Below are 12580 nucleotides of genomic sequence, written 5' to 3'. Positions count from 1 at the left end.
GCGTCTTGGCATCAGGCTCAGGGAGAGGACCAGCGACCGATTTAAACTACCGTTGATCAACTGCATCTGACTACTCTGCGAGCGGTTGAGAATCTCCCAGTCACGCTCCAGAACGGCCAGATCAGGATCGTCATCCGGGCTGCCGTTGACCCGCAGTTCGAGCTGCAGGCTCTCGCCGGCGCCGAGCCGGTCACGGTCGGGCACAGCGGTGACCTGCGCCGCGAAAAGAGCAGGCGGCAAGAGCAGCAACAGGGCCAGAGCCATTAAGATATATCGTCTCACCATGGTCGATCCGTCTCCAATTGCCCGCCGCGACTGCGGTATTGGTAAAGAAACTTGCGCCGCAGCAGACCGCCCGGGTCATCGGGGATCCCCTGCAGCCACTGCTGCAGCTCCCGTTCCTCGGCGCTTGGCGGCGCACTGTCGGCTACCGCCTGAGCGTCGTCCTGCGGCGGTTGCTCCTCGCCCGCCTCAGCTTTCTGTGCCTGGGCCTGCTGCTGCTCCTGCCCGGAGGAGGACTGGGCGTTGTCGGCCTGCTCCGGGCGGCTGTTGGACTCCTCGGCGGATTGTTCCTCCGGCGGCGGAGTCTGCTTCCCCTCCGCGGATGTTTCCGGGCTGGGCGTGCCATCCTCCCCCTGTTTATCACTACCGTTTTGGCCCTGCGGGTTCTGGTGCGCATCCGGTTTCTCGTCGGCGCTCGCGGGCTCTTTATCCCCCTGCTGGCCGTCGGATTGTTGCTGCTGTTGTTTCTTGTCCTGCTGTTGCTCTTTCTGTTGCTGCAGGGCCTGCTCCACCAGCTTGCGGTTGGCCAGGGCATCCTCGTCCCCCGGCTTGAGCTTGAGAGTCTGATCGTAGGCCTTGAGGGCTTCGGCAAGCTGTCCGGTGCGGGCCAGGGCGTTGCCGCGGTTGTACCAGTCGTCTCCCCCTTCAGAGTCGGGCAGCGCCTTGAGCGCTTCGTCATAACGGCCCGCACGGTAGAGGGCGCTCGCCTTCCAGCGCTGGTCTTCGAAGCGGTCGGCGGCGGCTTCGTACTTTCCAGCAGCAAAGGCGGCTTCGGCCTGCTGATCGGGACGCTGCCAGAGGTCCTGCCAGTTCAAAGCATGAGACTGCGGCGGGGCAAGGAGCAGCAGGACAAGAACCGCCAGCCAGCCCCGACGAAAGGCGCAGGCCGCCAGCAGCACCAGCGGCCAAAGCAGCCAGACGCCCGCCTCCTCCCAGCGATCACCCAGGCGGTTCTGCGTCGTCTCGGCCTGATCGAGGCGATGGCTCTCGAGACCGGCCAGCAGGGCGTGAAAATCACCATCGTCGATGCTGAGTCGCCGGTAGCTGCCGCCGCCGGCCTCGGCCAGCTGCCGCAGACCGGGCTCATCCAGACCCGGCAGCACCAAATTCCCGGCTCCGTCTTTAAAAAATCCACCGGTGGCCAGGGGAATCGGGGCCCCTTCCGGAGTGCCAACGCCGAGCACCTGCAGCTGCATCCCCTGCTCCGGCAGCCGGCGGGCCGCCGCCTCGGCCAGGCGGGGCCGGTCCTCGTCGGTCACCAGCAGCAGGGTTCCGTGCTTGACTCCGGCCTGTTGCAGCAGCTCGGCGCCCAGGGCCAGAGCCCGAGCCGGAGCGCTCCCCTGCACCGGCATCAGCTCCGGTTCCAAGGTTCCCAGCAGTGCTTCGATGGTCCGGTAGTCGGCGGTGAGCGGGGTAATGGCAAAGGCATCCCCGGCAAAGACGACCAGGGCCGTCTGCCCTTCGCGCCGCTGGCGCAGAATATCCTGGATTTTCAATCGCGCCCGCACCAGTCGGCTCGGCTTGAGATCGGCGGCCTGCATGGAACGCGAAAGGTCGAGGCAGATCACCAGGGCCGACTGCTGCTGAAAGAGCGGCTGGGGGAGCCGGCGCCAGGTCGGCCCGGCCAGGGCGGTCACCACCGTCAGCTGCGCCGCCAGCAGCAGCCACAGCGGCCAATTGGCCCGGCGGCGGGAACGACCCAGCAGCAGGTGCGGCAGCAGGGCCGGATCACAGACCTCCTGCCAGCTGCGACTGCGCAGCCGGCGGCGCCAAAGGAACCAGAGCAGGCTCAAAAGGGGCGGCAGCGCCAGAAACCACAGGGGGCGCAGAAAATGAAAGTCGCTCATGGTTTTCTCCGCAGCGCGGGCAGGAGCTCCCGCAGTATCAACAACACCGCCCCGAGCAGGGCCGCACCGAGAGGCCAGAAAAAGAGTGCGGTTACCGGTCGATAGACGTCCTGCTGCCGCTCGACCGGCTCGAGCTGGTCGAGCAGGCCGTAGATTTTCTTCAGTTCGGCCCGGTCGCGGGCACGGAAGTACCGCCCGCCGGTCGTTTCGGCGATCGCCTTGAGGCTCTTCTCGTCAAGATCGCTCGACGGGTTGACGGTGCGGGAGAAGAAAAAACCCGGCACTTCCATCTCGTCCGCGCCAATGCCGATGGTATAGATTTTGAGCCCTTTGCGGGCGGCGAGTTCGGCCGCCTTGAGCGGCGGCAGGGCTCCGGCGGTGTTGGCCCCGTCGGTGAGCAGAATCAGCACCTGTCGCCGCGCCTCACCTTCCTCCGCACGCTTGAGCGCCAGGCCGATCGCATCGCCGATAGCCGTGCGGTCGCCGGCCAGGCCGATGGCGGCCTCATTGAGCAGTTGTCGGACGGTGGCACGGTCAAAGCTCAGCGGCACCTGGACATAGGCCTGCTCACCGAAAAGGATCAGCCCGAGACGGTCACCGACCCGGTGCTCGATAAAGGGCACGGCCACCGACTTGAGGGCGGTCAGGCGGTCGACCTGCCGGCCACCGAGTTCGAAATCCTCAACCTGCATGCTGCCGGAGAGGTCGACGGCCATGATCAGATCGCGCCCGGAAACGGGCAACTCCACCGGCTCGCCGAGCCACTGGGGGCGGGCGCAGGCGACGAGCAGCAGCAACCAGCAGAAGAGGGCCCAAAAGAGCGCCCAGCGCGGGCGGCGGTTCCCCTGCTGATGGCGGGCGAGACCAAAGTGTTCCAGCTGGGGCACCCACAGAGCCGCTTCTTCGGCGGCCAACGCCGGCGGCGCGAAGCGGTACGCCAGGTAGGGGAGCGGCAGCAGGAAAAAGGCCCAGGGCCAGGCGAACTGGATCATGCTCGCCTCCGCTGGCGGGGGGCGGCCGGAAGTTTTTTCAGGCGGCGTCGACAGAGCGCCAACAGGGCGACACGGTCGAAGTCGCATTCGGGTTGGTAGGGACCCTGCCCCAGAACGCGACCGTGGCCAGTGGAGAAAGGGGCATCCCGTAGATCCCGATCGAGAAAGCGCAGCCAGGCTTCGCCGGTGAGACCGGCGCACTCCTCGCGGTCAAAGGCGCAGAGCATGGCGCGGCGCAACAGCGCCGAAAGCGCCGAAAGCAGCGCTGCCGGGGAGAGCTGCCGATCGGCTTCCAGTTCCGCTAGTTGCCGCAGGGCCTGGCGGCGGTAACGCAAGCGGCGAGCGCGGCGGGCGAGCAGATAGAATCCAAGAATCAGCAGCGCCAACAGCAGGGTCAACAGCCACCAGCCCGGTGCCGGCGGCCATAAGCCCGGTGCCAGCGGCAAGTGGATATCCCGCAACGGTAGTGCCTCGGCAATGGCGGCGGGATCAACGCCGGGCATCGGGCATTCTCCTGAAAAATGTCGCATCCTGAAGCGACTGGGCGGGGTCCTGCTCGGTGGAAAGGGCAATCAAGCGGGCCCGGTGGAGCAGGCAGAAACGCTCCAGCTGCTGCCGATGGGCGGCAAACCGCGCCCGGTACTCTTCGCAGGTGGCCCTCTCGCCGGTGGCGATGGTCAAATCTTTTTGCCCATCACTGAGACGGTAGCTGCCGGCGGCGGGCAACTCGGCTTCGAGAGGATCGTAACAGAACCCGAGGGTGAGTTCGGCGTGGCGACCGAGCAGGGCGAGTTCCTTCTCCACGGCCTGATCCCACTGGGCAAAGTCGCTCAGCAAAAAGACCAGGCTGCCCGGCTTCACCACCCGGCGCAGCTTCTGGATGGTCCGCACCAGCCGCTGCTGCGGTTCAAAGGGGGCGTGCAGAGGGCGCTGCCAAGCCGGATCAGCGACCATCTGCTGCAGCAGCTTCAGTACCCCGCGCTGGCCGCCAACCGGGCGCAGCTCACAGTGCTGTGTTTCGGAAAAGAGAAATCCACCGACCCGATCGCCCGAGGATTGGGCATGCCAGGCCAAAATGGCGGCGATTTCCGAAGCGAGCACCGCCTTGAAGCGGCCGCGGGTGGCGAAAAACATCGGCCGACGGTAATCGAGCACAAAGAGCACCGGACGCTCGCGCTCCTCGTGAAAGAGCTTGGTGTGCACCTCGCCGCGCCGCGCCGTCACCCGCCAGTCGATGTTGCGCACCTCGTCCCCCGGCTGATAGGCACGCACCTCGGCGAACTCCATGCCCCGGCCGCGAAAGATGGAGCGGTAGCCGCCGCTGCGGATCGCCGAGGGATGCCGGGAAGCGGGCAGCCCCGCCCCCCTGATGCCCCGCAGGGCAAGCAGCCGCGGCAGGTCGATTTTCACGGGGGAGACCGGGGCGGCGCTCTTGATCGAAACTCGGTTAAATTTCATCGGCACTCGCCCTTAGGGAACCGGAATGCGGGCCAGCAGTTCGCTGACCACCCGATCGGGAGTAATCCCTTCGGCCTCGGCTTCGTAGCTCAAAACCAGCCGGTGGCGCAGCACGTCGAAGGCGAGCTGCTGGATGTCTTCGGGCTGGACATAATCGCGGCCGGCCAGCCAGGCCCTGGCCCGGGCGCAGCGATCCAGGGCGATGGTCGCCCGGGGACTGGCGCCATAACTGATGCGCCCCACCAGATCCTCCCCCCAGTGGCCGGAAGGGCGGGTCGCCAGCACAATCTGCAGCAGGTATTCCTGCAGGTTATCGGACAGATACAGCTCAAGCACCTCGGCGCGGGCCTGGCGCAGTTCGGTCGCCGTGATCCGCGCAAAGCTCGGCGCAGGCGCGGTCGGCTCAATCAGATTGTCCGCGGCCGCCTCGCGGCGGGCCAGCTGCAGAATCTGCCGTTCCACCTCCACCGCAGGGTAGTCGACCCGCACATGCAGCAAAAAGCGATCGAGCTGGGCTTCGGGCAGCGGATAGGTCCCCTCCTGCTCGATGGGATTCTGCGTCGCCATGACCAGGAAGGGGTCGGCGAGACGATAGCTGGTCTGCCCCACGGTGATCTGCCGCTCGGCCATCGCTTCAAGCAGCGCCGACTGCACCTTGGCCGGAGCCCGGTTGATCTCGTCGGCCAGAATCAGGTTGTGAAAGAGCGGCCCCTGCACAAAGGCGAAGGTTCCGTCCTGGGGGCGAAATACCTCGGTGCCGGTGAGATCGGCGGGGAGCAGGTCGGGGGTGAACTGAACCCGGTGAAAACTCCCCTCCAGATGCGCCCCGAGGCAGCGGATGACCCGGGTCTTGGCCAACCCAGGCGCCCCTTCGACCAGCAGATGCCCGTCGGCGAGCAGGGCGATCAGCAGCCGCTCGATCAACTGCGGCTGACCGATCACCTCCCCGCCGAGCTGCTCGGCAAGGGTGAGAAAACGATTTTGTACGGAATCCATGGTCTGATCCTTGGTCAACAGTTAGGTTGGCACAGTAAATACTCGACAATGAAGGCGCCTTCCATCGCGGGAAGAGCGCTGCGCGGGAACCTTGTCCCCGTCAAAAAGGTCTGCAACAAACCGGGCGGGTCAGGCAAGAAATGGGGGCGGAGGTCGACAGAGATGAGGCCAGAGCGCCGGCAGAGACACGGCTGCGGGATGCTGGAGACATTCGATGGACAGCGCCGCGATGGCAGGAAGCTGCGGCAGGCAGGCGCCGCAGGCCGGCAAGATATCGGGGAGGTCGTCGCCGTCCGCCTCGAACGCCCAACAGCCGGCAACCCGGGGGCCGGCCTCCTTCAGCCCGGTGCAGGAAAGACCGTTGCGGGCGGCAAAAACCGTTGCTGTCTGCGGCAGAGAGCCGAGCAGGACAGCAAGTACGAAAATATGGAGACTGAGGAGAACCCTGAGCTGCATGGCAATTGTTATCAACAAGTTCCTTGTTGTCGAAAACGTTCGGATCATCGCTTTGCCAGAAGTGTTACACCCATCCTGTCGTGTTTGTCAAGACTGTCGCGGACCGGCACCGGTCAAGCTGAGGCGTATATCCAAGCTCCTGCCTTACCTGCTGTCGGGGCCCGAATCAGACTTGCCCCGCAGGCTGCGGGCGAGGATTTCGAACGCCAAGTCGAGGTCGGCCTCCGGGCTCAGGGCCGGGCCGAGCACACGGACCAGGGCGGCCCGCCTGAGCAGGCGATCGTCGAAGCCTGCTTGCGGGGCAAGCCGCCGCAGCTCGTTTTTCAGGTGGGCAAAATTGAGTTCGCGGGTCATCTTCATCCCCTCGCCGAGACCATCGTAGTTCATCGCGGCGCGGTCGAAGATCACCATTGTCTGTCCACGGGCATAGAGCCAGAGGGTCTCGTCGCGCGCTTCGGTCAGCACCGTCTGTGTGCTCGTCACCTTTTTGGTCATCGGCACCCCCCCGGCGAGCAGGGTTTTTCCGAGGCTGAACTTGCGCTGCGTCACCTTGCCGATGGTCTGCATCTGCCCGGCGCTGCAGGTGGCGACCAGCAGCAGTTCGATGGTGTCATAGTCAATGTCACAGGTTTCTCCGGCGGCCGACTCAAGCCGCAGCGCCTGCGTTTTCAACACGCAACGGCGGACGTTAAACGGCGCATTGCGGTTGCGCACGGCCAGGGTATCGATCACCAGCGCCGGCACTTCTTCCCGGGAAAGCCTGACCGCCAACGCCTCGGCCTGGCGAGGTTCGGCGAAATTTGCGAGCACCGCCGGTCCGCCGCCAGAGATCTTTTGCCGGGCTTCGAAAACCAGGATGCCGAGCGTATCGGCGATGGTTTTGGCAACCGCAGCCTCGTCTTTCGGCCAATCATGTACCGCAACAAGGTGCATCTTGCTCTCCGCTCACAGCTGGATTAATAAGGCCCCTTGCCGCCACGGAAGTCATGCTACCACGTCTTTGCAACAAAGGGACGGGTCTGTTTGGCAAAGCTCGCCGAACGGATGGTCACATCGGTAAACAGGGGCCAATTCAAAATGCGCCTTCCCATCGCTCAATCTGCAGCCGCTCGTTTCAGTTTCTGGATTTCCTGCTCCCGCAGTTCCAGAGAATGCTGGCGCAAGCGCTCGACCTCGGCACGGAAACGGGCCATCCCTTCGCGGCTGCCGTCTCGCCGGTCGAGGGCGTTGACCGCCCGCTCATACTCTTTGCGGTGGCGGTCCTCGATGGCGATGATCTGCAGCTCGATGGGGGAGGCATTGGCGATGCGCTCTTCTCGGAGCAGTTGCGCGGCCAGGGCCCGCTCAGCGTAATCGAGCTGCCGTTGCTGGAACGCGAGAAAGCGCTCGTCGATCTCGCCGAGATACCGGCCACCGGCATGGACGGCGAGTAGCCGCTGGTACCAGGTTTTCGCCTGCCGGTAATCCTGCGGCAGGCCGTAGCGCCCCTTGCTGTAGGCGATTGCCAGGGCAGCCATGGCCGGAAGATGGTTTTGCTCGGCGGCGGCGGTGAGCAAGGCGACGCCGCGCTCCGGGTCATCGCGCATGATGTGCAGGTTGTTCTCGAAATAGCTGACCAGCCGGTACTGGGCCTCGGCATCCCCCGCAGCGGCGGCCTGTTCGATCAGCTCCAGGCCCTGCTGGCGATCGGCGGCAGCGCCGGAAACGAGGAGTTGCCGGCCGAGCTGGTACTGAGCGGCGGCATCGCCCGACTCGGCTTGCGAGCGCAGGGTGTCAAGGGGTTGGTAGCTACCGCCGGCGATATCGAAGAGCCGGTCGAAATATTTCAGTTCGCGGCTCCAGTAGTCAGCCTGCTGCGGGTCCGGATCGACCCCGTAGCGACCGTCGCGGTAGGCCTCGACCAGTTTCGCTGTCAGCGCCTTTGCTTTCAGCAGATCGACACTGACGCCGAATGTCCCACCCTGGTATGCCTTGGCGAGGTACTCCATCGCCTTGACATGGTTCAATTCCGCCGCCCGGTCCCACCAGTGCCGCCCACGCTGCGGATCCTTCGGCTGGCCGTAGTTGCCGAACATGAAGACGGCGCCGAGAAAATAACGCACCTCGGAATGGCCGGATTCGGCCGCCTGCTCCAGCAGGGCGAACCCTTCGGCAACGGTCTGCGGGTTGTCGCGCCCGGCATCGATCAGCTGGCGGCCGAGTTCGAACAGGGCGGCGCTGTCCCCCTGCGCGACCCGTTGCTCGAGCGCGGCGATCTGCTCCGCCTGCTGGCGAGCTCCGGCGGCCATTTGCGGGCTCGGCCGCAGGTCGATCGAACCGCTGGCGTAAAGTTCGGCCAACTGCTGGTAGAGTTCGATGGCGCGCTGCGGATCGCGCTTAAAGCCCGCGGCTCCGAGGTGATAGCGGTAAGCCAGTTCTCCGGCGGCCTGAGCCTGTCCCTGCGATGCGGCCTGCTCCCACAGCTTGCGGGCCCTGGCCGGGGCCTTGCCGATGCCGAGCGCTTCATCCCCGTTGCTACAGGCTTTGCCGAGATCGTACTGAGCCAACGGATCGCCGCCTGCGGCCGCAGCCTGCAACCACTTGCCGGCGGATGCAGAGTCGCCGTCCGCGCCGCCGCGCAGCAGCAGGCGGTAGAGTTGGTACTGTGCTTTGGCCAGGCCGCCTTCGGCAGCCAGGGTCAGCCAGTGGAGCTTGTCTTCCGCGGAGAGAGGATGCTCGGCCAAATCCAGCGCCGCCCGCTGATGCCCCTGTTCGGCAGCGCGGATCAGCCACTTGCGGCTGTCGGAACCGGTGCGGTAAGCGCTCCCGGAATCCGCGCTGATCGTTTTGGCCAGGCGGTACTGCTGCGAGGCGAAGCCGAGTTCGGCCAGGGGGTAGATGACCAGCATGACGCGGTGGCCCCAGATCAAGGACGCAACCAGAAAAATCAGAACAGCGAAGCTGACCCGGCGACCGAGACGAGGTGGGAGAGCAGGAAAGCTCTGCGGCCGGTGCTGCATGACGAGCAGCAGGCCGAGCAGCAGGAGCAGGCCGCTGCAGTAGCCAACGGCAGCAGCCCGGGGCACGCGATAATCGTCCAGCAGCCGGAAAAAATCGAGCAGGCTGAGGGCCTCACCGCCGCTGTGGCTGCCGGTGAGATAGATCGGTAGCAGCGCAGCAGCGACACCGCCGGCCAGTAGCGCCAGCAGGGTCAGGGTGCGCACCAGCGGTCTTTTGACCTTGCCGATCGCCGCGGCGAGCAGCAGCGCCAGCAGGGCGATGACCAGCCCGGCGACAAGCGCCGGGGCCAGCAGCAGGGCGGCAAAAGCCAGGGAGTCGGAATCGCTGTTGAACAGGCTGGCCAGACCGCCCAGCAGCAGGAAACTGGCCGGCGCCAGGCCGGCGGCCACGGCCAGCCACCAGGGCACCGGCAACAGGTGAAAAAAAGTCAGAAAGAGGAACCAGCGTGTCGCTACCCGCCCGGGCGGCGGTGTTCTGCGATCGGGTCGAAACATCGGCGCTCCGTGTAAAGGCATAGACAATTGCCTACTACCATTACGAAAATGCCCGAAGAATGCAAGGGTCAATGTGCTGATTTGCAGCCAGGCAAGGGTCTGCTAATCCCTAAGCTGCCCATCGCCCCTCCAGCCGACCGTTCTGCCGGCAAAAATCCGCGCCGACGCGATAGCGCAATCGCAAAATGGGCGGGACGTTTATCGTCGGAACCGGGCCGGCCCGCGTTTCGCTTCTATCCCCAGCACGTGTCTGCGGCGTTTGACGTGTTATTGCCTCATGATAAAGTTGATGAAAATTATCCGCCAACGCACTGTCCGGCGAGTCATTTGCCGGTTGCAATCAGGGGAGATCAGGCATGCGCTGGAGAGCTGGACGCAGAAGTTCGAACATTGAAGATCGCCGCGGGATGCGCGTTTCGCGCAAGGCGGCAGGGGGGGGCATCGGAACGATCGTGCTGGTGCTGGTGGCGCTCTATTTCGGCGTCGACCCGGGCGTGGTCATGCAGAATACCGGGTCGCTGCCGGCGCCCAGCCAGCGTGTCGATGTACCGTTGAGCGCCGAGGAACAGGAACTCGGGGATTTCGTCTCGGTGGTCCTCGCCGACACGGAGGACACCTGGCAGGCGATCTTCCGCCAGGCCGGCGCCCAGTACCGCGAACCGACCCTGGTTCTGTTCACCGGTGCGGTGGAGTCGGCCTGCGGCTTCGCCCAGGCGGCGACCGGCCCCTTCTATTGCCCCGCAGACCAGAAGGTCTACATCGACCCCAGTTTCTACCGCGACCTGCGTGAACGCTTTCATGCCCCCGGCGACTTCGCCCAGGCCTACGTGATCGCCCACGAGATCGGCCACCACGTGCAGACGCTGCTCGGCATCTCCGGCAAGGGGCATGATGCGCAACGTCGCCTCTCCTCGCGGGAAGCCAACGACCTGTCGGTACGGCTGGAACTGCAGGCCGACTGCTTCGCCGGCATCTGGGCGAACCACGCCGACCGGTCGCACCAGCTGCTCGAGAGTGGTGACATCGAAGAAGGCCTCACCGCCGCCAACGCCATCGACGACGACCGGCTGCAGCAGCAGGTCCGTGGGCGGGTGGTCCCCGATTCCTTCACCCACGGCAACTCGGCCCAGCGGGTCCGCTGGTTCAAATTCAGCCTGGCCGACGGAGCTGTCGGTGCGTGCAATACCTTCGAGGCGGCGGCCCTGTAATTCGGGCCGCCGCTCTTTTAGCTGGTCTCGGTGCGGGTCAGTGCTTGACAACGAAGGTGATCTTGGCGTTGATCCGGTAGTTGTCGACCTTGTTGTCTTTGACGATGGCCTGGATGTCCTCAATGTAGAGGCTCCGGATCTCATCGATCGTCTTGCTGGCTTCCAACAGCGCCGCATTGGTTGCCGCCTCGATGGTTTTCCCTTCAGAATGAATCTCGATGACCTTGGCGATGGACATGGTTGTCTCCTTTATCGTCAAATTTATGTGCTTCCCTTAACTTCTAGCACAAGACAATGCAAAGACAAGCCGGTGCGCTCTCCGCTTTGAACGTCGGGCGTGGTCAGGAATCATTGCCCCGGATACTCTTCCGGGCGAGCAATAGACAATGGGCGGCCGGTTGGCCGCCCATTGTTGTATTGATGGGAGTGGGTATCTGAATAATGGACGGAAAAACGTCTTAAGCCAGCTTGTCCACCGCCACCCGGTAGCGCGGGTCCTCGATGACGTTGACCTCGATCATGCTGCCCGCCTTGTCGAGCAGGGTGCGGCATTCGGCGCTGAGGTGCTTGAGGCGCAGCTTCTTCCCTTGCCCCAGGTAGCGCTCGGTGAGGCTGCTCACCGCCTCGAGCCCCGAGTGGTCACAGACCCGCGAGCCGCGGAAATCGATCACCACCTCGTCGGGATCCTCGCTCGGGGTGAATTGGTCGTGGAAGGAGCGGACCGAGCCGAAGAAGAGGGGGCCGTGCAGCTTGTAGGTCTTCACTCCCCCGGCATCGGTAGAAATCTCGGAGTAGATGCGCCGGGCGTTCTGCCAGGCGAAGACCAGCGCCGAGACGATCACGCCGACGCCGACGGCGATGGCCAGGTCGGTGAAGACCGTGACCGCCGAAACCAGCACCAGCACCAGGGCGTCGGTGCGGGGAATCTTATGCAGAATGCGAAGGCTCGACCAGGCGAAAGTGCCGACCACCACCATGAACATCACTCCGATCAGGGCCGACAATGGGATCATCTCGATCAGGCCTGAGGCAAAGACGATGAAACCGAGCAGACAGAGGGCGGCCGTAATGCCTGAGAGACGACCGCGACCGCCGGAGTTGATATTGATGATACTCTGGCCGATCATGGCGCAGCCGCCCATGCCGCCGAAAAATCCGGTGACCACGTTGGCGACCCCCTGGCCGATGCATTCGCGATTGCCGCGCCCGCGGGTCTCGGTGATCTCGTCGATCAGGGTCAGGGTCATCAGCGATTCGATCAGGCCGACCGAGGCGAGAATCACCGAGTAGGGGAGAATGATCAGGAAATTCTCCCAGGTAAGCGCCACCAGGGGGAGGTGAAAGGACGGCAGGCCGCCAGCTACCGAGGCGAGATCGCCGACAGTGCGGGTATCGAGGTTCAGTCCGTGGACCAGGGCCGTCACCACCAGGATGGCCGCCAACGCCGAGGGGAAGGCCATGGTCAGCTTGGGGAGCAAGTAGATGATCGCCATGGTCAGCGCCACCAGCGCGAGCATCAGGTAAAGGGCCGGCCCCTGCATCCATTGCACCCCCCCGCCGGCGCCGGCCACCTTGAACTGGCCGAGCTGGGCGAGAAAGATGACGATCGCCAGGCCGTTGACGAAACCGAGCATCACCGGGTGAGGGATCAGGCGAACGAACTTGCCAAGGCGCAGCACCCCCGCGCCGACTTGAATAATCCCCATCAGCACCACCGCGGCAAACAGGTATTCGACGCCATGATCGGCAACCAGGGCGACCATCACCACCGCCAGGGCGCCGGTAGCGCCGGAGATCATCCCCGGACGTCCGCCGATAGCGGCGGTGATCAGCCCGACCATGAAGGC

At 64.7% G+C, this 12580-nt stretch carries 12 protein-coding genes; 1 reads left to right on the top strand and 11 read right to left on the bottom strand.

Annotation, left to right across the window (positions count from 1 at the left end; all coding sequences use genetic code 11):
- The 9 genes from ABYV89_RS09150 to ABYV89_RS09110 all read right to left on the bottom strand — a co-directional run.
- A partial coding sequence (locus ABYV89_RS09150; protein WP_432822646.1) for a BatD family protein occupies positions 1-285 on the bottom strand: 285 nt, incomplete at its 3' end.
- The gene (locus tag ABYV89_RS09145) at positions 279-2129 is read right to left on the bottom strand and encodes a VWA domain-containing protein (RefSeq protein ID WP_432822645.1); all 1851 of its coding nucleotides are present in this window, start codon (positions 2127-2129) and stop codon (positions 279-281) included. The genes ABYV89_RS09150 and ABYV89_RS09145, both read right to left, overlap by 7 nt.
- Positions 2126-3121, bottom strand: a complete 996-nt coding sequence (locus ABYV89_RS09140) for a vWA domain-containing protein (protein WP_432822644.1) — start codon at positions 3119-3121, stop codon at positions 2126-2128. Before ABYV89_RS09140 ends, ABYV89_RS09145 begins: the two co-directional genes overlap by 4 nt.
- Complete coding sequence (locus ABYV89_RS09135) at positions 3118-3624, bottom strand: DUF4381 domain-containing protein (RefSeq protein ID WP_432822643.1); 507 nt, start codon at positions 3622-3624, stop codon at positions 3118-3120. Before ABYV89_RS09135 ends, ABYV89_RS09140 begins: the two co-directional genes overlap by 4 nt.
- Positions 3611-4579, bottom strand: coding sequence for a DUF58 domain-containing protein (locus tag ABYV89_RS09130; RefSeq protein ID WP_432822642.1), 969 nt, complete (start codon positions 4577-4579; stop codon positions 3611-3613). Before ABYV89_RS09130 ends, ABYV89_RS09135 begins: the two co-directional genes overlap by 14 nt.
- Positions 4580-4591: 12 nt before the next feature.
- Complete coding sequence (locus ABYV89_RS09125) at positions 4592-5575, bottom strand: AAA family ATPase (protein ID WP_432822641.1); 984 nt, start codon at positions 5573-5575, stop codon at positions 4592-4594.
- Positions 5576-5704: 129 nt separating this feature from the next.
- Positions 5705-6049: a hypothetical protein gene (locus tag ABYV89_RS09120; protein ID WP_432822640.1), complete on the bottom strand. Its 345-nt coding sequence runs from the start codon at positions 6047-6049 to the stop codon at positions 5705-5707.
- A gap of 126 nt (positions 6050-6175) precedes the next feature.
- Positions 6176-6964, bottom strand: a complete 789-nt coding sequence (locus tag ABYV89_RS09115) for a hypothetical protein (RefSeq protein ID WP_432822639.1) — start codon at positions 6962-6964, stop codon at positions 6176-6178.
- Between the two features lie 161 nt (positions 6965-7125).
- A complete protein-coding gene (locus ABYV89_RS09110) occupies positions 7126-9525 on the bottom strand; it encodes a tetratricopeptide repeat protein (RefSeq protein ID WP_432822638.1) in 2400 nt (799 codons plus the stop codon).
- A 356-nt stretch (positions 9526-9881) separates the two neighbouring features.
- Between ABYV89_RS09110 and ypfJ the strand changes: the two genes are divergently transcribed.
- Positions 9882-10733, top strand: coding sequence for a KPN_02809 family neutral zinc metallopeptidase (ypfJ, locus tag ABYV89_RS09105; protein WP_432822637.1), 852 nt, complete (start codon positions 9882-9884; stop codon positions 10731-10733).
- A gap of 37 nt (positions 10734-10770) precedes the next feature.
- On the opposite strand, the gene ABYV89_RS09100 is transcribed toward ypfJ, so the two are convergent.
- Positions 10771-10971: a dodecin family protein gene (locus ABYV89_RS09100; RefSeq protein ID WP_432822636.1), complete on the bottom strand. Its 201-nt coding sequence runs from the start codon at positions 10969-10971 to the stop codon at positions 10771-10773.
- A gap of 220 nt (positions 10972-11191) precedes the next feature.
- The coding region (locus ABYV89_RS09095; protein ID WP_432822635.1) for a SulP family inorganic anion transporter at positions 11192-12580 on the bottom strand (1389 nt) is incomplete at its 5' end.

This window comes from Trichloromonas sp., assembly GCF_041583255.1.
In the GTDB taxonomy this organism is placed as follows: domain Bacteria; phylum Desulfobacterota; class Desulfuromonadia; order Desulfuromonadales; family Trichloromonadaceae; genus Trichloromonas.
This window is presented reverse-complemented; position numbering and strand designations above follow the sequence as displayed.

What these genes read in the sequence shown, in the direction of transcription:
- ABYV89_RS09130 (WP_432822642.1), bottom strand. Translation starts at nt 4,579, where the DNA reads ATGAAATTTAACCGAGTTTCGATCAAGAGCGCCGCCCCGGTCTCCCCC.
- ABYV89_RS09110 (WP_432822638.1), bottom strand. Translation starts at nt 9,525, where the DNA reads ATGTTTCGACCCGATCGCAGAACACCGCCGCCCGGGCGGGTAGCGACA.
- ABYV89_RS09135 (WP_432822643.1), bottom strand. Translation starts at nt 3,624, where the DNA reads ATGCCCGGCGTTGATCCCGCCGCCATTGCCGAGGCACTACCGTTGCGG.
- ABYV89_RS09115 (WP_432822639.1), bottom strand. Translation starts at nt 6,964, where the DNA reads ATGCACCTTGTTGCGGTACATGATTGGCCGAAAGACGAGGCTGCGGTT.
- ypfJ (WP_432822637.1), top strand. Translation starts at nt 9,882, where the DNA reads ATGCGCTGGAGAGCTGGACGCAGAAGTTCGAACATTGAAGATCGCCGC.
- ABYV89_RS09140 (WP_432822644.1), bottom strand. Translation starts at nt 3,121, where the DNA reads ATGATCCAGTTCGCCTGGCCCTGGGCCTTTTTCCTGCTGCCGCTCCCC.
- ABYV89_RS09145 (WP_432822645.1), bottom strand. Translation starts at nt 2,129, where the DNA reads ATGAGCGACTTTCATTTTCTGCGCCCCCTGTGGTTTCTGGCGCTGCCG.
- ABYV89_RS09125 (WP_432822641.1), bottom strand. Translation starts at nt 5,575, where the DNA reads ATGGATTCCGTACAAAATCGTTTTCTCACCCTTGCCGAGCAGCTCGGC.
- ABYV89_RS09100 (WP_432822636.1), bottom strand. Translation starts at nt 10,971, where the DNA reads ATGTCCATCGCCAAGGTCATCGAGATTCATTCTGAAGGGAAAACCATC.